A 20,383-nucleotide genomic window follows, 5' to 3' on the forward strand; every position below is an offset into this window, starting at 1 on the left:
ACATCGCTACAGGACAAATTGTTAAAATAACTTCATTGCCAGGAGTATTAAATTTTTTTAATCGCAATATCATTTTCAGACAAAATGTATCAAATGTCATTCACCAGGCACTTATGGCCCTGTTATGTGATTATAAAAAGAAATGGCGAGGAATCATATAGTGATCACATTGCAATTTATAAAATTTTTCTCTGACCCTATCACCGACACATTCGCGACCTTCACACGTCCCCGATTCTCTGCCAGGTTGACGATACCCGGATCATACCCCGATATCACGCTGTCCCGGACAAAAATCCCGTCCGGGTTCTGTGCCAGTGCATTCACGGTGATCCCGGCAGCAGGGCGCGGGGTCTGGGAATGGATCGCCATATCCTCCAAGGTGATGTTCAGTGTCGGCCCGGTCCAGACATAGACCGGTTCAACGGTGTCCTCGGTGGCGCATGAGCGCAGGTGCAGACCTTTTTCTCCGATGGTCAGCATCAAAAAACCCTTCTCCGACCCCCTATCAAGACAATTGACAAGGTAACTGTCATCGGCCCTGGAACAGTGAAAGCCTGCGGTATTGTTTTCAGAGGTGCAGTTCTCAAGGTACATCCCCTCATTCACCAGAAATCCTGCACCGAAGTCCACCTCTTCTCCACCAATCTTCTGTTTCTGGGCATTATCACTGCTGGTACAGTTTATGAGTCTTATATTGGTAAGAAGGACGTGAGATTCGGCATGAAACCCTGACTCCCAGCATCCTTCGGCATGGCAGTCGATATATGAGATATTGTCCGCGCTCTGGAGAGACTCGGCGATATCGAAACCCACGTCCCAGGCCTCGCCGTACTGGTGGTCGACACCATAGTACTGGTCATACCGGCCGCAGTTGATCGCCTGACAGTTCGTATAGGTGCAGTCCCGCACAATGTTCGGTTTTCCCTCACCAGAGTGGACAAAACCCCATCGATCGACGTCCACGGCCCTGCAATTGACGAAGGTGACATTTTTGATCACTTCGTTGGCCGCGTAGATCATGAATGCCGCAATATAGGAGTTGTCCACATGGAAGACCTCTACGTCCTCGACATCAACATCTGACGTGCTGATATAGACACTGCCCTTGCCTGTGATCCCGAAGTTCGAGAGGCGTATGTCCTTCCCGGAATTCATCCTGACCGACCCTGCAGTGAGAAAGTTCAGGACTGTCAGGTCCGGGCCCTGCCCCAGGAGCGTGGAGTTATTCGCGGGGTCGAACGAGTCAGTGCAGTAAAATGTGCCGTCCATCAGGACGACCGTGCCTCCTTTTGGAGGGAGAGCGCGGAATGCGGCAGCGATCTCTTTTTGATCGTCCTGGCCGTCGCAGACAAAGTCAGGGGGGTATGGCGTCTTCACCGCGCTTGTTTGTGAGGCAACAATAACGACCGGCCCCACAGGCCATGGAGGACGTTCGGGCTCGGGGGTGACGTTCTCGCCGACGCGGGGAGGAACGGGGGTCTGAAAGATTATAACGGCAATACCTGTCAGAACAAGGATGAATGCCACCACCAGAATAATTATCCTTCGTTTATCTGCAGATATCAACTGTTTTCACTCCTTTGAGAAGGACAAACGGTACGAACTGACAGACCCGGAAAAGTTTCCGATCCCCCATTACGACCGGGAGATCCTCCGACACTCTTGCCCCATTTCATCGGCAGGCAGACTCCACTATTATGCTGGTCAATTAAGAACCTTTCGTTCATTTTTTTCGAGCCCTGGTGTAGTATACCAATCAATCACCCTGTCGGAGATACGCAAAGGAGTTGACCCTGGCGCTCCCCCCGGAGGTATCTTTATATCCGGATGTGCACTTACAGCGTGTGATGCCGGGAGAAAGGGGCGGCCTGGATATTTTGTTCATAGAACCTTTGAAATCATTCGAAGGTGCCAACGGGAAGGTAACTCACAGTTGCGAGCTCATCGATGGACTTGCAGCCCGACATAACAGGCTCCATATCTTTTCGGCCTTCGACCTGTCCTTTGTGCATACGGATCATATCATCTGCTCCCCCATACCAGACCGGGGCAATCTTCGACTGTACGGAAGTATTGTCAGGTCCCTTCTTCACAGGGACCACTTCCGGAGATATGATGTCATCTATACCAGAAACTCGTTTTTCGGTGTCCTGGGGGACCTTTTTTCCGGAAGGATCCATGGCACGCCGGTCATATGCGAGGTCAACGGCTTTTTCGGGGACGAGATCAGGCTTATCGACGACAATCACTCTTCCTCAGGTATTGCCGCATGGATGAACCATACCCTCTGTACCGTCTCCGAACAGTACCTGCTCAAAAGAGCCGATGCGATCATCGCCGTGACGGCGGGGATAAAACGCCACCTGATCGAAGAGTACGGGGTGGACGAAAAAAAGATCACCGTCATCGAAAACGGGGCGAACACCAGGATCTTCAGGCCCGGCAACCAGGAAGAGGCGCGAAAAAAGCTGGGCCTGGACCTCTCGGCAAGATATGTCTGTTTCACCGGCAATTTTGCCCCCTGGCAGGGCCTGCCCGATCTCGTCAGGGCCGTCCCCCTCATTTGCAACACCTGGCCGGCGGCCCGCGTCCTGCTTGTCGGCGACGGCGTGATGAGAGAACAGTGCGCCGCCCTGGCAGACGAACTGGGAGTCGGGGATAGAATCTGCTTCACCGGGAGGGTGCCCTATGAGAGCGTACCCGACTATGTCACTGCCAGCGATGTCTGCGTCGCACCGTTTATCAGGGATAGAAATGACAAAATTGGTCTTTCTCCCCTGAAAGTTTATGAATACATGGGGTGTGGAAAACCTGTCGTGGCAAGCGACATCGCGGGCGTCAGAGAACTGCTCGACCTCTCAGGAGGAGGTATCCCGGTCAGATCCGAGGACCCGCAGGCCATCGCTTCGGCTGTTACGATGCTCCTGGCCGACCGCGAGAAGAGGATGCAGATGGGGAGGGCCGGGTGCGAGTATGTCAGCAAAAACAACAGCTGGGAGGTCGTTGCCCGGAAGGTCGGAGAGATATGCTCGGAGGTCGCGTCACGTCATTCCCGGAATGGTCGGGGACGCCGATGATAGTTTCAGGGAATTTCTGGATATTCTGATCTCGATGAGAAGTATGCCTGTTACCGGGATTGATTGAAAAAAGGTATAAATAGAACAGGTTTGTCAGTATGACGCCTGGCCAGGATTACCTGGGCGAGACGGAATAGATCAGGTAAATATTGTCATATGCCGATTTTTTCGATCGGGTGTTTCCCGAAAGATCTGGAAAAATATTACACCTGAATCCCGACAACAAAGAAAAGGGGCGGCGAAAGGTGCCGCCAGCGAAAGTCATAAATAAAGCATTGCTATAGGCAGTACAAATCGGGGGGAGACAGAAGAGGTACATGCCTGTTTGCGCAGGTGGCGTGTCATGCCGATCAGGCGTACAGGCATCAGGGACTTTACCTGAGACTTTCACCGGCAGAGGGGAAAACGGGCGACATCGCCACCGCCAGACCGCGTGCGTACGCACCTTCATGGCATGTTTCTCCCGCTCATGATGTCGGGACCTTTGGGCAAGAATATGAATAATGGTCGTGGTGACTGCATATGCAGGTAAAAATTCGCCTATCCAACCGTTTTTCACCGTGGAGACACATCGAAACGGATAACGCGGATTGCTATATCAAAGGCCACATATTCGTCGACAACATCCTGACAGACGACGAAGACCTGGCATCATATCTCTCGGGGGAGGTGTCTCTGTCTGTCAGAGACAGCGATGATATCGCAGGACTCTTCAGTCACCTGAACGGAGAATATGCGATTGTCGTCGATGCACCTGACTGCGTGCTCTGCGCCGTCGACAGGGTCAGGAGCATCCCCCTCTTTTATTCCCGGACTCAGGGAGGCCTCCTCGTCGCCGACGAGGCGCAGGCCCTGAAACAGTCGGTGCATGCGGTGCCCGACGACATACGTGCGGCCGAGTTTCTCGTGACCGGATTCGTCACCGGCAGAGACACTCTCTTTGACAGGATTGAACAGATACAGGCAGGAGAGTTTCTTCTGCATGATAAGATCACGGGAAAAACCGACCTCTCTCCCCATTACAGGTACGGACACGGGGACTTTTTTCCGGTCTCCGAAGAGGATATGATCGAGCGCCTGGACCAGGTCTGCACGAACGTCTTCGCCCGCCTCATCACGACCACCGTTGACCAGGGGAAACATATCGTCGTCCCCTTAAGCGGCGGACTCGACTCACGAGTCCTTGTGGCACTACTCAAACGTCTTGGAGTTGAGGACGTGACCTGCTTTACGTACGGGATCAGGAACAACCGGGAGTCGCGGTTCAGTCGGGAGGTGGCCGCTGCACTGGGGTACCCCTGGCATTTCATCGAATATACCCCGGCAAAGTGGGCCGACCTGTACCGTTCGCCCGAGCTGGCAGAAGCGCTCATATACAGCGGAAACTTCACGTCTCTCCCTCATATCCAGGACATGCCCGCCGTCAGGGAACTGAAAGAACGCGGGATCGTACCTGACGGATCGGTTTTTGTCCCTGGCCACGGGGCCGACGTGCTCTCCGGGTGTAAATTACCCCGGTCCTACGATGTCAGGCAGGGATGCACCCCCGAAGAGGCCGTGCGCTATGTCCTTGCCGACCACCATTCCTACTGGGACATAGGTAATGACGAACCGCTCAGGAAGATCTTTGAAGAGAGAGTCCGGTCTCTCTCCCCTGCGGTCCACGGGGACGACAGGGAGTCGGGAGCCAACGCCATCGAATTTTTTGATTACAGGGAGAGACAGGCGAAATATATCATCAACTCAGTCAGGACGTACGAATATTACGGGTATGAGTGGCGGACCCCCTTCTGGGACAACGAATTCATGGAGTTCTTCATGAAGGTTCCCCTGCAGTACAGGATGAAGCAGAGACTGTACATCCGTTTCGCACGGGAGAAGGCCTTCTCGGGCGACCTGAAAAAGTTAAAATCTATCGAATGTACGACCCGAATCGGCGATTCCCTCTCTCAGAGATGGATGTCGGCACAAAACAAACTCAGATTGGTCTACGACCGTATCGCGGACAGGGGAATCTATGCCCTGTGGTACCGGGATCTCCGGCCCCTCCTCCTCAAAAAGAATGCTCTTATGACAGATATCAGCGGCAGCAGGTATCCTCACGTCAGGACGATGGTAATGCAGCGCAGGCATGATCCATCTGCATTAACAATCATCAGCCTTCTGAACCTTGAATATCTCCTGCAATATGGAGATATTCCGCGTCTTGACGAAGGAAACCTGAAAAGCAAAAAAGAATGTATCTGGGAAGTCGGCATTCCCGAATACTCCAGAGAGACTCCTCGATGATTTCCCGCTTTTTTTTCACCCGGGATAAATATATATATCTGAATGAATATGGGATGGTCGGGGGGGCACGTGGCATACTTATCAGACAGGATGCAGGTTCCGGATTCTTCAGGATATAACGAAGCACTCCGACGGGTTCAGGATCTGGCCAGGAATGTACGGGGCCATGAGACGGTTAAAACAGATCATATTGATTACTCGCTTCCGATCGGAACCGACGAGAGAGTCGGTCACATGGACGGGAAACCCTGCAGGCGCCTTGTGATTTTTCTTCGGTCGACAGGGTGCGAATGGGTCCGGGAAAGTGGTGGGTGCACGATGTGCGGTTTTTACTGCAGCACCAACCAGGGGGTCAAGGTCTCGGACGAGGACTATATCAACCAGATCGAGCATGTCGCCGATACCGTGGATCTGAACGATTATCCGGTCGTCGCATTATACAATGACGGCAACTTCCTTGACGAGAGGGAGATCTCATGCGAAGCCCAGAAAAAGATCTCGTCCGTCCTCAACAGTTTTCCGGGCATCAGGAGAGTGGTCATCGAGTCCCGGATAAATGACGACTCCATTGAAATGGCACAGCGGATTAAAAAACATCTCCCGGATAAGGAACTGGAAATATTGTTCGGGTTCGAGTCGGCCAATCCCGAGGTCATGAACCTCTGCATCAACAAGGGCTTTACCGCCCGGAACTATGATCATTATCTTGCAAAGATGAATGGTTCTGGTGTGTCCTTCAAACCGCTTCTCCTGCTGAAACCCCCCTTCTTAACCGAGCAGGAGGCCATCTCCGATGTGGTTTCGACAGTGGGGTACCTGTATGCCCGAGGCATCCGCAGGGTGGACCTCGAGGTCACGACGGTCGAGAGGAACACGGTCGTTCACGAACTCTGGAAGAAGGGCCTCTACTCCCCGCCCATGTTATGGAGCGTTCTCGAAGTGATACGGCAGTATAAGGGGATGTACGGGGAGGGGATGGACATGTACATCAGTCCGTCCCAGTACTCGGTCCAGTCGCTGGACGTCGCCAGAAATTGCGGGACATGCGACAGGGAGATCCTTGAACGGATCGACATGCATAATCTGGATTTCAACACGGAGGTCTTTGACGGTCTCGACTGTGATTGCAAACATACCGGGTGGGCGGACAGGATGGGTGAGCAGAACCCGCGTGGCATCCCGGAGAGGGTGATGGGCCAGTTAAATCTGCTGGACACTCCCGATTAATATTTTAATGATTTTACATCGCTTTCAATACGAAAACCTGCCTTCCGAAGATGATTGTCGATGACACGATGGGAATACCGGTTCAGCGAAGGCGGGAAGAAAATACATTTATAGCATCACACGGACGTGACATCGATAGATCTAAGATTTCTGGGACGGAGAGCGCATGTATCTGGAACTATACCTGAATAATCCCTATTACCCATGGAAACAGGCAGAATCCGGGGGGTTCCGTTGCTATTACAAGGGGACATTTTTTCGGGGGACCGATGTCCTGTCTGATTCTGAGGTGGTCAGGGAAGTCATAGGGCAGGGTTCCGGCGTCCCTGAAGTCGACCGCCTCAGGGAGGTCGCGGCCAGAACCATCGGCGAGTTCTGCATCGTCATCGAAACGGACGCCCGCCTCTTCTGTATATCTGACCGGATACGGAGTGTCCCTCTCTTCTATGCCACAGTTCAGGACCGTATCATCGTCTCGGACGATGCGAACATCATCAGGTCTGCCCTGCACCCGGCACTGGACCCGGAGAGTGCAGCGGAGTTTCTGGTAACAGGGTATGTAACCGGCGAAGGCACGCTTTTTCAGGGCCTGAGGCAGACGAATGCGGGCGAGATCCTTGTCCTGGATAAGAGAACGGGATCGGTCCATACGACCCCCTACTATCGGTACCTCCATGGCGACTACTACCAGGAGGACGGGACAGCATTGATGAATGTCCTGGACGAGATCCTGTACAGGGCCTTCGAGAGGCTGATGGCATCCACTGCCGGGAGAGGGCAACAGATTGTCGTTCCTTTGAGCGGCGGACTCGATTCGCGGATCATCGCCGCAATGCTCCGAATTGTGGGGGCGAAAGATGTTGTCTGTTATAATTACGGGCACCCCATCAACAGGGAGAGCAGAGCAAGCCAAAAAGTGGCGGAGGCACTGGAGTACCCCTGGCATTTCATCGAGTACACGCAGGACGCCTGGGAAGAGTGCTACACATCCCCTGAGATGAGGACGTACCAGAAATATAGCGGAAACCTGGCGTCGCAACCTCATATCCAGGATTTTTTTGCCGTGCGTACGCTGAAAGCGGAGGGCATTGTTCAGGACAATGCGGTCTTTGTGCCGGGGCACGCGGGAGATATGCTCAGCGGGTCGCATATCCCGGCATCGTACCAAAAAGACGGGAACTATTCGCAGGAAAAAGTCATAGACGATCTTCTCACAAAACATTACTCCCTGCTGGGCTGGAACCACAATGGTCTTCGTTCTCTCTATTCACAGAAGATTGCACGGGGGTGCGGGGATATCAGGGTCCACGACAATGACTCCTGTGCAAACGCCCTTGAATATTTTGATTTCTACGAACGCCAGGCAAAGTTCATCGTAAACGCGGTTCGTGTGTACGAATTTTTCGGCTATTCCTGGAGTTTGCCCTTCTGGGATGCCGAGTTGATCGATTTTTACCTGCATGTGCCCCTGCACCACCGCATCGGACAGAAATTGTACAAGAGGTATGCCAGGGAGAGATTGTTTGTCGGAAAATATGAAGCCCTTCGCAAGATAGAGTGTACGAGCAGGTTTGAGACACCCCTGAACAACTTCCTCTCAGATGCGAGACACGGGCCGTCCTTCCTCATGCATCTCATCTGTACAGGGGGACAAAAAACATCATGGTACAACAAAATCCTTGCCATGCTGGAAGAAAACCGCCTGCCTCTTCCGGATGCGCTGATGAAGTACCCCTCCCTTGTCTCACTGGTCGGCCAGGAAAGTGCGGTCCCTGAAATCAGACTGAACGGCCTTATCATACAAAGCTATCTGAGTCTTATCATCCCTGACGACGGGATCCAGGGATCCTGCCCTGTGGCCGGAGAGGTTCGGATCGAGCAATAAATAGTGCGGAGACTCACTCCAGAAACATTCTTTTCAGGTGGCTCCATGAAAATGCTCCGGTGTATTTCAGGGTAATTCGACTCTGTTGATATCCTCGCAGAGAGCGATCGCGTAATCGCGTATTATAGAGTCCACAGTAAAATTCCTGTTCAGAAGTGCCAGTGACGAGGGTAAGCCCCCTTTCTCAAGTTCACGAGCGCTCGCTCCCCACACCCGGACAGAGGTGGAATAGCAACCATCCTCATCAGGATCCCTGTCTTATCTTTCCGGGGCCAATCCAGAATGAGAGATGAACAAAGGGATTCGAGAAAAACTCCAGACCGGCGGCGAGCAGATGAACACTATCTCCCGAGCAAAAAAAACAGGATGATGAGCCCTTTCAGGTACCCATGATCGCGGAAGAAAGTTTCAGATACGCGGACTTTTTCGTTACCCCGTAATAGGGGACGAGGTTCGGACTGAAATTCTGGGTAAACTCGGCGAGATAGGGAATATTTGCGGTCATCAGGTTCATCTCGCGGTATCCCCTCTCCTTGAACTCCCGGATGGCCTCGGAGAGAAGGAGGAAGGAGGCCCCGGAAGCCTTGGACTCGTGACTGGTTGCGGCAGCCCAGCGGTAGACCCTCCGGTTGTCGAAGAGATAGAAATCCCCACTGATCACGTCGCCGTCCGGGTTCTGCGCGGTGATCAGTTCGCAGTTGCCGCGTGCGTGGAAGGTCTCGAATATGCTGCGGAACAGGGGTTTCTGAAGGGGTGGCGCCATGCCCCTGTTCTGGAAAGTACGCTCGAAGAGTTTATAGAATGTGTCGATGTCTTCTGATTTTCGGATTACAATCCCGGTTTCTGTTCCTTTTTTCACATTCCTCTTTGCATTTCTCGACAAACTGACCGCGGCCGGGTCGATATAGTACGTATACAACACATTGGTCTGCCACCCTTCCCAGATGAAGCACCTGATATCTCTCCACTCCGGAGCGTTCACAATATGAAGGCTGTCAAAGTCCTCCGCATTCATATACCCGATCAGGGACCGTATCGCATCCTGCCGCCTCTGCTCGCGGGCACGGCCACTGCCCCCCTCCTGAGACAGAAAAACGATCCCGCCGTAGGGATTCATCGGCGGGATCGATGTTCCGATATGGAGGAGACCTCCGATCTGATAGAAAAAAAGAGGACAGCCCCCGATAAGTTTTCCCTCATCGAAACACCCGTAGATTTTATAGTCCATCCCCCGTGCACGGCTCATGACAGATAGCCACGGACTGGAATGGAATATCGAACCCTCAGGCGCAGATCTCACGACCGCGTCCCATGCAGGGAGTTCGTCCATGCCAAGACGCCGGACCGAGATGTCAGAGATACCTGGACCACCAATCATAAAGCTCCTTGCCCGATGTCATCCACGCACCTTCCTTTGAACAATAATCCAGCAGTTTTTTATACAGTTTCAGATAGTCCCCTGACATGCAGTTGTTATGCCAGAGGACATTGAGAACGCCGTGGCACTGCTTCACATTCTCAATAATCTGCCGGGTCAGCTCCCACGAGAGGTCCAGGTCAAGATGCATGTAGTAAAAGAGCGTCTTGTCCATGATCGCGAGAGGGATCTCAACGATGTCCATCGGCCGGTTATTCCTGAGATCAAACGGTTTGTACGGATAACACATCCCATTTCTGAAACCGGCGCAATCAGCAAATCCCATTGTCGAATCATACTGAAACCCGGCCTTTAAGAGATATTCCCAGGTATCAGGTACTTTAATTTTGAGATAGTGGTTCCGATAACCCACTATCGGTTCATTCAGCAATTTTTCCAGCCGTCTTTTTTTCTCCCTGATGTCCTCAGGATTATTATAGGTCTGGTGGCCGCCATGGAGGCCGACCTCATGTCCCTGGTCCACGATCATGCCCAGATCCGGCCCCAGATCTTCGATATCATAGGCATAATCCTCGCTTTCAGGGTCCAGAACAAGAAAGAAAAAGGTTGAACTGGCACCATAGGCCTGTTCCATCGCGATAATGTCCTGAAAATTGCACCAGGGCAACCTCTTCGTCTTCATCTGCACCAGGGACCGCTTCGCATCAGAGAAACGACCGTCGCGGAGGGCATTGAACGCTTTCACCCCTTTGCCATGGAGAGAACTGTACACTGTATCGATATCATGTGTCAGGCAGAGCGCGAACTGCCTGCCGTCAGGGTACTCAGGGCGGAAACCCCTGTCAAACAGATACCGTGAGGCAACCGGTTCGAAAATATTCCGGTTCTTGCTGAGATAGAAAGGAAAACGGTCATACCGGTCGCGGAAGCCGGGAGTATATTCTTCACTCCGTGTATAGAGGGCCCAGACTTCAGGATCTTCTCTGAGTATTCCCAGCATGAATCAGATATCCCTCGCATTATCCCCAAAATACGACACTACCTTTTCCAGGGAACAGTTTGAGACGTAGGTATTCGGATCAGATATATATAAGTTTCCCAGCCCTCTGGTCGATTCCCTGACGAGTGTGCCCGGATCCGGTGTGCACTCCATAATGGCGATTCACAGGCTATTCTCCCATGACTGAGATTATTTCTCACCTTTCCCTGCCCTCTGGATGGGCAGGCTGGACAGCCACACCGACCTCATTCCCATGAGGTTTTCACGACTAGTGGCCAGTCAAGAATGAAAGGTCGCCAACACGATGTAATTGAACGAGATCTCTCTCTCCTCATATGAAGAGAACTGAGGGAACGACATTATCCTCTTCATGATCCACCCTCTCCTTCCCGGCCCAATCACAATCCAGACCCACCCATGGTGATGATAGGGGCGGGGCGGCGACGAAGCGGTGATCCCCCTCGCCGCCTCGCCGTGAAGAGCGTGATCAGTGGCCCCCCGGTTAGACATTTGGGGGTTGACACGACACTAGCATCACTGTTCTCGTCTCCGGGTCTTCTCCGCGTCCGTGAGAAACGCTCTCATCGTGCAGGGGTCGTCCGATGCAAAGCCGTCGGCACCGGCGTCCTGTGCCGCCAGAACATCGTCTCCTGTATTCAGCACCCAAGGGATCACGATGAGGCCCAGTCAATGTGCCGGGTCAACGAGAGAGGAGGTAAGGAGGTCTTTCCTGGGGAGGATCGCATCAGCACGGACAGAAACGGCGAACGAGAGGGGATCCCCCCCGCATCGCGAGAAGATGAAACCTGTCCTGACACCGGGCAGGAGGTCCTTCACTTTTCTGATGCTTTCTTCATGGAATGATACGACAAAGAGTTTTTCAGGATCATATCCGCTCAGCACGCGGCAGACCGTCTCCTCACTCCCTTTCTCCTTGATCTCGACAAACAGGCCACATCGCCCGGTGACCAGAGAGACGATCTCCTGAAGAGTCGGGATTTTTTCTCCGTCTCCGGCGTCGAGCATCTTCAGTTCGGAGAGCAGGTACGTGCATACGGCCCCGCTGCCATCGGTCGTCCGGTCGAGAGTGGCGTCGTCCATGACGACGGGCACGCCGTCACGGCTCAGACGGATATCGACCTCGACATAATCGGCGCATGCCATGCCGATCTCCAGTGCACGCAGGGTGTTCTCCGGGGCCGACGCTCTGGCCCCCCGGTGACCGACGATGAACATGGCGCAGAATGAGGTTGTGGCCAGATAAATGTGCCGGGGAAGCGCCCGGCACCTATTTATTGCCGGGGATTGTGATGCAGGTGGAGGGGGACAGTGCATGAAGGAGTACGACCTCATCGCTATCGGCACAGGTTCGGCGATGCCCATCGTGGACGCGGTCCTGCAGGAGAACCCGGACACCCGCATCGCAATCATCGACAGGGACGAACCCGGCGGGATATGCCTGACACGGGGGTGCATCCCCTCGAAGATGCTGTTGTACCCGGCAGAACTGGTCAGGGAGATCGAGAGGGCGACCGCCTTCGGCATCGACGCGAGTCTGAAGGGCATCGACTTTCGGCGGGTCATGGAGAGAATGCGGGAGACAGTCGACCGCGATGTCGTGGCGATCAGGAAGGCGCTCGAAGAGTCGCCGGGTGTCGATTATTATCGTGCGATCGCTTCTTTCACCGCCCCGTACACCCTCACGGTGGACGGGACCGAGGTCCATGCGAAAAAGATCCTCCTCTGCACCGGTTCGAGGCCCGGCATCCCGCCAGTGGCGGGGCTTGAATGGGTGCCCTACCTGACAAGCGACACTCTCCTCGGCCTGGACACGCTCCCGCCGACGGTGGCGATCATCGGCGGGGGATACATCGCCGCGGAGTACGGCCACTTCCTCGCCGCCATGGGTTCAAAGGTCACGGTCATCGGGAGAAACCCGCAGTTCATCCCAGAGGAAGAACCCGAGGTCTCGGCACTGGCACGCAAAGTGCTCGGAGAGCACCTCACCATCGTCACCGACCAGGAGGTCAGGAGCGCAGAGAACCGCCCCGGCGGGAAGGTCGGGCTTGTCGCAAGGGACCGGGGCACCGGAGAGGAGACCGAGTACGTCGCCGACACCGTGCTCGTGGCCTCAGGGCGGAGCTCGAACACCGACATCCTCCACCCGGAGAGAGGGGGCGTCATGACCGACGCCCGCGGCTGGATCGAGGTCGACGATCACCTCCAGACGTCGCAGCCCGGCGTCTGGGCGCTCGGCGACGCAAACGGGAAGTACCTCTTCAAACACGTGGCGAACTACGAGGCGCGGATCGTGTATTTCAATGCCGTCCTCGGCGAGCGCGTCAGGGCCGACTACAGGGTCGTCCCGCATGCGGTCTTCACCTGGCCGGAGATAGCCGCGGTCGGCATGAAGGAGAGAGAGGCCGTCGAGGCGTACGGGGCCGACGGTATCTCCATCGGTTTCCAGCGGTACCAGGACACGGCAAAGGGGGAGGCGATGGGAGTCCGCGATGGTTTCGTCAAGGTGATCGTCGAGAACAGAAGCGGCCATGTCCTCGGCGCCCACATCATCGGGCCTTCTGCGTCGGTCCTCATCCAGGAGGTCGTCACCCTGATGTACACGGACCTGAATGCCAGAGCCCTCGTCCTCGCGAGCATGCACATTCATCCTGCCCTCAGCGAGGTCGTCCAGAGAGCATTCTCGTCTCTCATGAGTCCTGCGAAGTATCGTCGGCTTCTGGATGATTACGGGCTTTCGGCACAATAAAAGGATAGAAAAAAGGGGGAGGGGACTCACTCCATCTTGTACTTCTGGATGAGTTCCTGCCTGTAGGGGTCGTTCATGAACTTCTCAAGGCCGTCGTTGATCGTGGCGAGGAGTTCGTTGTCCCCCTTCCGGACCGCGATACCGAACTGTTCGCCGGTCTCAACGGACCCGATTTTCTGGAGTTTCTTGCCGGCGATGACGTCGTTGATCACGGTGCTGTCGAACATCACTGCATCGATGTTGCCGTTCTCAAGGTCGGTCACCGCATTGGCGATGTTGTCATGGTGCTTGAGGTTTTTCTTGTCCATGAGGCCCTTCTGGACGAGGTTTTCGTCGATCCAGATCTCGGCGGTGGTGCCGCGCTGGGTGCCGAGGGTCGCCGTGCCGGCAAGGACGTCGTCCATTGTCAGGGTCGACCCCTCGCGCACGATGACGGTCTGGTTGACGGTCCAGTATGGGACAGAGAAGTTCACCTGTTCCAGCCTCTCCGGCGTGATGGTCATGCCCGAGTGGACCAGATCGATGTTTTTGCCATTCAGGGCAGGGACCAGGCTGTCAAAGGCGATCTGCTTGAATTCGACATTGAATCCCTCTTTTTCCGCGATCCAGAGCATGGTTTCGGTGTCGAACCCGGTCGGCTTGCCGTCCTTACCCATGATGGAGAACGGCGGATAGGGGGCGTCAATTCCCACGACATAGGTCGGTTTTTCCTCTGCACCGGACTGTGCAGGGGTCTTGGAGTCGCTTCCGGTGCAACCCGCAAATGCCACACAGCACACTGCAATGCAGAGCACAAGTGCGGTCAGAATTTTTTGAGACATCAGAATGGTGTTTGAATGTAAAGGTAATATCTTTTATTAATTGTACCAGATGCATACAATGCAGGGCATGCATTGATATCTGAAAATATGGCCTGAAAATACCAGACATCTGATGCTGGTGCGAGGGGGTGAATATATAGGGGGAGACCGCCACCCTATCCACCGATGCGGACAAGCCACCAGATCCTCCTCAGACTCCTTCATGATCCTGCCTACGACTTTGCGGCGGTAGCGGTCGTCTTCATCGATCGCGGGGCCCCCGGCGACCGCTCACAGATCGACGGCAGGGAGATCGCGGCGATCGAAGGGGCGCATATGGTGGTTGAAACGGACAGGGGGCAGAAGTATATCCCCATCCACCGGGTGCTCAGGATCCTCTATCAGGGTGAGGCGGTCTGGGAAAGGGAGGGGTTCAAGCCCTGGGAAGAAGAGGTATAATCCGGATCATATCTCCGTTCAGGATTTGATAGACTCATGCCGCATAAAAAATCTATATATTCGACGGCAGCAAGGTACCGACGATGCAGACCCTCGTCGCCTTCGCGCTGATCCTCGTCCTCATCTCCCTTGCGACGGTGAGATATCGCCTCAACCCCTTTGTAACGCTCTTCTCGGCAGCTGTGGTGTATGGCGTCCTTGCCGGCGTCCCGGCAGAGTCCGTCGTCGGCATCGCGGCCGAGGGGGCCGGGAAGATCTTCGCCCTCCTTGGCGTGGTCGTTTTTGCCGGATCTGTCATCGCGAAGGTGCTCGAAAAGGGGAGGTTCCAGGAACGTATCTTCAGCGACCTCAGATCCTTTACCCATCGGCCCGCGTTGACCGGGGGGATTGCCGGGTTCATCCTCGCGGTGCCGTTCATGTGCTGCATCACTGCCTTCATCGTGATCTCTCCCCTCCTTTCCTGTTTTTCCGATAAGAAGAAGGCCATCTACGGCGCAGCCATCGGGAGCACCCTCTCCTTCTCCCTCATCTACCCGACGCCGGTAACGATCGCCGCCGCGTCGGCGGCCCAGGGTTTTTCGGCAGGGGAGTACATGGCCGTCGCCCTCCCCCTCTCTGTCGTCCTTCTGGTCGCTGTCAGTATGGGGATCGGACGACAGAGGAGTACCGCCGAGGCCGCTGAGCAGGTCTGCGCACCTGAGACAGGGCGGCGGGCATGGATACCCCTCCTCCTCCCCCTTGCCCTGACCGCGGCGGCGGTCGTCTGGCCTGTCTTTGGAAAAGGGTCGATCTCGGCCGCGCTGCTTGTCGGGATGGCCGTCGCCCTCCTCGTCCTCGCGCCCGACCTGCGGTACGCCGCCCTCAAAGACGGGACAAAACACGCCGGCGTGATCATCTACGATCTCTGCGGTGCCGGCGCACTTGGGGCGACGATCATGGCGAGCACCTTCGCCACCGACGCCTTCACCCTCTTCGGGGACGCAGTCCCGGCCGTGCTGGTGCCCTTCCTCCTCGGCGTCCTCCTCCAGGCGGCGCAGGGGTCGCGGGTGGTGACGGCCGTGATCACCGCGACCATGATCCTCTCGTCAGACTATGCGACAGCGATCGGTCAGGTCCCCCTCATGCTGATGATCGCGGCAGGAACCCTCTCTGTCTCGGCCTTCAGCGATCCCTTCTTCTGGGTGGTCAGGAACGCAAGCGGTGATTCCGTCCCCGCGGTGCTCTGGCGGTACGCCCTCCCCCTCTCGGCGGCAAGTTTTGTCATTGCCATGGTCGCCGTGATCATCGAGATGGCGGTCTGAAGAGAAGAGACGAAAAAAAGAGTTCAGGGGGTGGCCGGGACCTGGTGGGTGAAGGAGGGGATCTCCGCAACGTCCCTGAGGGTCTTGTTCCTCCCGTCGGCAAAGGTGATCTCGGTCACTGCAGGGGAGAAGTCGGCCTGTACCAGCGGCGCAAACCAGTAATCGTTCAGCGCTTTCTCCGCCTCTTCGAGATGGAGCGCCGGTGTCGTATAGACTGTTGCATTGTCGACCCGGGAGACGCGGGCAAATTTCTCTGCCCTGAAGGAGGCTGACTGATCGCTCACCGCGACAGATTCGACCTCAGACCCGGAGTACTTTTCCAGTGCCTTTCTAAACTCTTCATTCGGGTCCGCGATCTTGAGAAAGACCGCGATATTTTCGAGCCAGGTGAGGGAATAGTCGAAGGTGACCGTTGCGTCACCGTCTTCTTCAACATCTATCGTGAGTTTTTCGGCGGTAAAGGCACCGGCAGGCATCACGATCACGCCGATGAGGAGAAGGGAGAGAATACCGCCAAGCATCCTTTTTTTGTTGATAAACATTTCTATGGTTCACCACCGGAGTACAATTATAATTATTGAATTATAAAGCTGCCGGGTTCCCTCCTCAGGATTGAAGGGCAGAGAGATCTCAGTACCGCTTCGGATGCCATACCATATAACCCTTCAGCACAGACAGAGTAGCAGATGGCTCATCTGACCGTGGACATTGGCGGGCGCCCGGGCGTCGACTGCCGGGGCTTCTGCGAGTACTGCTATTTCAAGCATGTCGGAGAGGTCGAACCCTTCGGGTGCAGGTACTGCCTGCCCTTCAAAGTGGGCTGCGATTACTGCACGAGAGGCGTGAAAGAGCAGTATAGCGGGTTCAAACCCCTCTCCGCGGTCGCCGACGATACCCTTGCCCAGCTCCAGATGATCGGGGACGATCTCTCCCGGATCACCATCAGCGGCGGGGGAGACCCGAGTTGTTACCCGGAATTCCGCGACCTCGTCGAGATCCTGGGAAGTATGGGTGTGCCCCTCCATATCGGTTATACCAGCGGGAAGGGCTTTGACGACCCGGAGATCGCCGACTTCCTCATCGACAACGGCCTCTCAGAGGTCTCGTACACGATCTTCTCGGCAGACCCTGAACTTCGGCGGCGGTACATGCACGACCCCACGCCCGAAGCCTCCCTCGCGGTCCTGCACCACCTCTGCGAGAAGATCGACGTCTATGCCGCTGCGGTGGTCATCCCGGGGGTCAATGACGGCGAAGACCTCGAAAAGACCTGTGCATGGCTCGACGACGCCGGGGCGAAGGGCCTGATCCTGATGAGGTTTGCAAACACGACCGATCAGGGCCTGATCCTGGGCAATGCGCCGATCATCCCTGGCCAGCAGGTGGAGAGCGTCGAGGCGTTCAGGGACAGGATCACCGACCTGAACAGCCGGTTCTCCCTCAAGATCAGCGGCACCCCACTCTGGGACCCTGATATCGGGTCGCCCTTCGCCATCCTCCGGGAACCCGACCTCCTCGCGCGACTCCCCCGCGTGCGGGGGAAGGTCTCGGTGGTCACCGGAAGTGTCGCCGCACCCTTCATCCAGCAGGTCCTGGACGCCTGCGGCGGCGGGTGCAGGGTCGTGCCCGTGCAGAAGGAGATCGCCTGCCTGATCACCATCGACGACCTTGCCGCCCTCGACCTCGCGGACCTTGAAGAGACTGTGGTCCTGCCAGGCCGCTCCTTTGTCCATGACCGCCAGGCGGCGGAGGTGCTTGGCCGTGACGGGACGGTGCGGACGGTGCTCCGCGGCCCTGAGATGCTCACCGCCGACGCCGAGACCTCGATGGGGATGCGGAAAGAAGAAGTGCTCCAGATGGAACTCGACGGCTTTGCCGCCCTCATCCACTTGATAAACCAGAATGGGTGACGTGACGTGCCCCGGTTATAAATTCATCAATACCGCGTCCGGACATTCTGTAAGAGGAAAGCGGGGGGATCGGTGTTCCCCTAATTCTCAAGATCAAAAAAAAGATTTTATTCTGTCCCGTGATTGGAGTTGTGCCGCTCAAGTTCGAGGTTCCGCAGCACGTTCCTCCGGATCTTTCCTGAGATCGTCTTCGGGAGTTCGTCCACGAACTCGATGGCCCGCGGGTACTTGTACGGGGCGGTCGTCCGCTTCACGTACTTCTGAATGTCCTTGATCAGGGCCTCAGATGGTTCGAAACCGGGTGCGAGGATGATGAAGGCCTTGACGATCATGCCCCTGATGACATCGGGCGACCCGACGACTGCACACTCCTGCACAGCCGGATGCTCCATCAGGGCCGACTCCACCTCGAATGGGCCGATCCTGTAGCCTGAACTCTTGATCACGTCGTCGTCCCGGCCCACGAACCAGTAATAGCCGTCCTCATCCCTGTAGGCCTTGTCACCGGTATAATACCAGCCGTCCCTGAACGACTCCCTGTTGGCGTCGGGGTTGCCGACATACTCCATGAACATACCGGGGGGCCTCGGCTCGCTCCAGATGGCGATCCGACCTTCCTCGCCGACCGGGGCCAGCTGGCCGTTCTCGTCATGGAGTTCGATCTTCCAGCCGGGCACAGGTTTGCCCATGGACCCGAACTTCGGCTCCATGTCCTGCAGGGTACCGATGCAGAGCACCGTCTCGGTCTGGCCGTAGCCCTCATAGATCGTCTGCCCTGTCCCTTTCTTCCACACCCTGATCACCTCGGGGTTGAGGGGTTCGCCCGCGCTCGCACAGTGGCGCAGCTGGGAGAAGTCGAACTTGTCGAGGTCGGCGAGTATGAGCATGCGATACACCGTCGGCGGGGCGCAGAAACTCGTCACCTCATACTTCTCCAGCACGGGGAGGAGTTCGGTCGCCTTGAACTTGCCGCGGATGTCGTAGACGAGCGTGCAGGCTCCCCGCACCCAGGGCCCGAAGAACTTGCCCCAGGCGCACTTGCCCCAGCCCGTATCCGCAAGGGTGAAGTGGAGGTCATTCGGCCCGATGCCAAGCCAGTATTTCCCGGTGATCACATGGCCAATCGGATAGGCCTGATTGTGCATGACCATCTTCGGCTCGCCGGTCGTGCCCGAGGAGAAGAAGATAAGCATCGGGTCGGACGACTTCGTCCTCTTCATGCCCGGGAGCTGGACAAGGGTGGTGGAGGCAGGTGCCGGATAGGTGAGTTCGATAGGATAACTGAGCCATCCCGGGATCTCCCCGTCCACCACGAAGCGGGAGACGAGAGTGGGGCATTCGCTGCAGATCTCATCGACTTTCCAGGAGTTCTCGACGTCGGTGATGACCATCTTGAACTTCCCGGCATTCACCCGGTACTTGAGATCCTTAGGGGTCAGCATCGTAGGGGAGGGGCAGAAAATGGCGCCGAGCTTAATGGCTGCAATAGCAAAGATCCACCACTCAGGCACGCGGTGGAGCATAATCATGACCCGGTCCCCCTTGTTAATCCCGTACTTCAGGAGCATGTTCGCTGCCTGGTTCGAGAGGTTCATCAGGTGGCGGAAGGTGAAGTCCTTCTCGTGCCCTTCCTGATCGGTCCAGATCATCGCAAGACGATTGCGATCTTTCTTTGCCCACATATCGACGACGTCAAAGCCGAAGTTGAAATACTCCGGCACCTCCTCCAGATAGGAGGCGAGGACGTCCTCGGGATCCATTTGTGTATGCTCGGCGTCGTGCATAACGATATATCAATGGGGGTACAGGGTAGATATAGTGAGCGCTTTCCCGCGCACGGTGCCGGCAGGTCACATTCAGGGGTCGGGCAGACCAGGAGGGCTATCGTGCCGGAAGCCTTCATCGTGGCACATATGCCAGAATATGCGCAGAAAACTCGAAACGGGACTATGGAGAGATCCTCCTGTGTGGATCCACCATCGTACCATTATAGTTCGCCGGGGGACTACGTCCCCAGTCTCGAAAACCTACGGTTATCTTGACTCACTTCGTTCGTTCCCGCTCAGAATAGGGGAGGGGTGGCAACTCCTCCTCAGGATATCCTCCTCTGTCTTCCCCCATCCTATCCCAGGGATCGGGGGTCCGGGGGCAACGAGAAAGCCATCAGGCTTTCGAGGAATCCCCTGGCAGACAGTATGGGGACGGCAGTGGATCACCGTCCTCCACCGGACGCTGCCGCTCGGAAACATTCCTTTTTCTGGCTCTGTAGAATTCATTTTCATGAAAT

16 protein-coding genes are annotated in these 20,383 nt (G+C 55.8%); 8 read left to right on the forward strand and 8 right to left on the reverse strand.

Annotated features, from left to right (window positions below; all coding sequences use genetic code 11):
• Positions 1 to 153 precede the first annotated feature (153 nt).
• Positions 154 to 1,533 (reverse strand): hypothetical protein, encoded by a 1,380-nt coding sequence (locus BP869_RS02040; protein WP_342676410.1) that lies wholly within the window; start codon positions 1,531 to 1,533, stop codon positions 154 to 156.
• Positions 1,534 to 1,850: 317 nt separating this feature from the next.
• Between BP869_RS02040 and BP869_RS02045 the strand changes: the two genes are divergently transcribed.
• From BP869_RS02045 to BP869_RS02060, 4 genes are all read left to right on the forward strand, one after another.
• The gene (locus BP869_RS02045) at positions 1,851 to 3,080 is read left to right on the forward strand and encodes a glycosyltransferase family 4 protein (protein WP_342677387.1); all 1,230 of its coding nucleotides are present in this window, start codon (positions 1,851 to 1,853) and stop codon (positions 3,078 to 3,080) included.
• Between the two features lie 669 nt (positions 3,081 to 3,749).
• Positions 3,750 to 5,369 (forward strand): asparagine synthase-related protein, encoded by a 1,620-nt coding sequence (locus tag BP869_RS02050; protein ID WP_342676412.1) that lies wholly within the window; start codon positions 3,750 to 3,752, stop codon positions 5,367 to 5,369.
• A 318-nt stretch (positions 5,370 to 5,687) separates the two neighbouring features.
• Positions 5,688 to 6,596 carry a hypothetical protein gene (locus tag BP869_RS02055; protein ID WP_342676414.1) on the forward strand — a complete coding sequence of 303 codons (909 nt, stop codon included), beginning with the start codon at positions 5,688 to 5,690 and terminating at the stop codon, positions 6,594 to 6,596.
• Positions 6,597 to 6,885: 289 nt separating this feature from the next.
• Positions 6,886 to 8,481 (forward strand): asparagine synthetase B family protein, encoded by a 1,596-nt coding sequence (locus tag BP869_RS02060; RefSeq protein ID WP_342676416.1) that lies wholly within the window; start codon positions 6,886 to 6,888, stop codon positions 8,479 to 8,481.
• A 379-nt stretch (positions 8,482 to 8,860) separates the two neighbouring features.
• Here BP869_RS02060 and BP869_RS02065 read toward each other — a convergent pair whose 3' ends face one another.
• From BP869_RS02065 to BP869_RS02080, 4 genes are all read right to left on the reverse strand, one after another.
• Entirely contained in the window at positions 8,861 to 9,496 is a 636-nt protein-coding gene (locus BP869_RS02065; protein ID WP_342676418.1) for a GNAT family N-acetyltransferase, read from the reverse strand.
• A gap of 337 nt (positions 9,497 to 9,833) precedes the next feature.
• Positions 9,834 to 10,859, reverse strand: coding sequence for a polysaccharide deacetylase family protein (locus BP869_RS02070; protein ID WP_342676420.1), 1,026 nt, complete (start codon positions 10,857 to 10,859; stop codon positions 9,834 to 9,836).
• A gap of 534 nt (positions 10,860 to 11,393) precedes the next feature.
• Complete coding sequence (locus BP869_RS02075) at positions 11,394 to 11,522, reverse strand: hypothetical protein (protein ID WP_342676422.1); 129 nt, start codon at positions 11,520 to 11,522, stop codon at positions 11,394 to 11,396.
• Positions 11,523 to 11,546: 24 nt separating this feature from the next.
• Entirely contained in the window at positions 11,547 to 12,095 is a 549-nt protein-coding gene (locus BP869_RS02080) for a glycerophosphodiester phosphodiesterase (protein ID WP_342676424.1), read from the reverse strand.
• 97 nt (positions 12,096 to 12,192) lie between these two features.
• On the opposite strand from BP869_RS02080, the gene BP869_RS02085 reads away from it, so the two are divergent.
• Positions 12,193 to 13,626 (forward strand): dihydrolipoyl dehydrogenase, encoded by a 1,434-nt coding sequence (locus BP869_RS02085; protein WP_342676426.1) that lies wholly within the window; start codon positions 12,193 to 12,195, stop codon positions 13,624 to 13,626.
• 26 nt (positions 13,627 to 13,652) lie between these two features.
• Here BP869_RS02085 and BP869_RS02090 read toward each other — a convergent pair whose 3' ends face one another.
• Entirely contained in the window at positions 13,653 to 14,396 is a 744-nt protein-coding gene (locus BP869_RS02090) for a transporter substrate-binding domain-containing protein (RefSeq protein WP_342676428.1), read from the reverse strand.
• Between the two features lie 216 nt (positions 14,397 to 14,612).
• On the opposite strand from BP869_RS02090, the gene BP869_RS02095 reads away from it, so the two are divergent.
• Both BP869_RS02095 and BP869_RS02100 read left to right on the forward strand, forming a co-directional pair.
• The gene (locus tag BP869_RS02095) at positions 14,613 to 14,885 is read left to right on the forward strand and encodes a DUF504 domain-containing protein (RefSeq protein ID WP_342676430.1); all 273 of its coding nucleotides are present in this window, start codon (positions 14,613 to 14,615) and stop codon (positions 14,883 to 14,885) included.
• Between the two features lie 83 nt (positions 14,886 to 14,968).
• A complete protein-coding gene (locus BP869_RS02100; RefSeq protein WP_342676432.1) occupies positions 14,969 to 16,186 on the forward strand; it encodes a hypothetical protein in 1,218 nt (405 codons plus the stop codon).
• 23 nt (positions 16,187 to 16,209) lie between these two features.
• On the opposite strand, the gene BP869_RS02105 is transcribed toward BP869_RS02100, so the two are convergent.
• The gene (locus tag BP869_RS02105) at positions 16,210 to 16,728 is read right to left on the reverse strand and encodes a hypothetical protein (protein ID WP_342676434.1); all 519 of its coding nucleotides are present in this window, start codon (positions 16,726 to 16,728) and stop codon (positions 16,210 to 16,212) included.
• A gap of 144 nt (positions 16,729 to 16,872) precedes the next feature.
• On the opposite strand from BP869_RS02105, the gene mmp10 reads away from it, so the two are divergent.
• Positions 16,873 to 18,096 carry a methyl coenzyme M reductase-arginine methyltransferase Mmp10 gene (mmp10, locus tag BP869_RS02110; protein WP_342676436.1) on the forward strand — a complete coding sequence of 408 codons (1,224 nt, stop codon included), beginning with the start codon at positions 16,873 to 16,875 and terminating at the stop codon, positions 18,094 to 18,096.
• A gap of 107 nt (positions 18,097 to 18,203) precedes the next feature.
• Here the strand turns inward: mmp10 and BP869_RS02115 are convergent, their stop codons facing one another.
• Complete coding sequence (locus tag BP869_RS02115) at positions 18,204 to 19,856, reverse strand: AMP-binding protein (RefSeq protein WP_342676438.1); 1,653 nt, start codon at positions 19,854 to 19,856, stop codon at positions 18,204 to 18,206.
• Positions 19,857 to 20,383: the final 527 nt, after the last annotated feature.

The organism is Methanofollis sp. UBA420 (genome assembly GCF_002498315.1).
GTDB lineage: Archaea > Halobacteriota > Methanomicrobia > Methanomicrobiales > Methanofollaceae > Methanofollis.

Coding starts and splice junctions, on each gene's coding strand:
- BP869_RS02095 (WP_342676430.1), top strand. CDS start 14,613: ATGCGGACAAGCCACCAGATCCTCCTCAGACTCCTTCATGATCCTGCC.
- BP869_RS02070 (WP_342676420.1), bottom strand. CDS start 10,859: ATGCTGGGAATACTCAGAGAAGATCCTGAAGTCTGGGCCCTCTATACA.
- BP869_RS02080 (WP_342676424.1), bottom strand. CDS start 12,095: ATGTTCATCGTCGGTCACCGGGGGGCCAGAGCGTCGGCCCCGGAGAAC.
- BP869_RS02065 (WP_342676418.1), bottom strand. CDS start 9,496: ATGAATGCGGAGGACTTTGACAGCCTTCATATTGTGAACGCTCCGGAG.
- BP869_RS02105 (WP_342676434.1), bottom strand. CDS start 16,728: ATGTTTATCAACAAAAAAAGGATGCTTGGCGGTATTCTCTCCCTTCTC.
- BP869_RS02115 (WP_342676438.1), bottom strand. CDS start 19,856: ATGGATCCCGAGGACGTCCTCGCCTCCTATCTGGAGGAGGTGCCGGAG.
- BP869_RS02085 (WP_342676426.1), top strand. CDS start 12,193: ATGAAGGAGTACGACCTCATCGCTATCGGCACAGGTTCGGCGATGCCC.
- BP869_RS02045 (WP_342677387.1), top strand. CDS start 1,851: ATGCCGGGAGAAAGGGGCGGCCTGGATATTTTGTTCATAGAACCTTTG.
- BP869_RS02100 (WP_342676432.1), top strand. CDS start 14,969: ATGCAGACCCTCGTCGCCTTCGCGCTGATCCTCGTCCTCATCTCCCTT.
- BP869_RS02055 (WP_342676414.1), top strand. CDS start 5,688: ATGTGCGGTTTTTACTGCAGCACCAACCAGGGGGTCAAGGTCTCGGAC.
- mmp10 (WP_342676436.1), top strand. CDS start 16,873: ATGGCTCATCTGACCGTGGACATTGGCGGGCGCCCGGGCGTCGACTGC.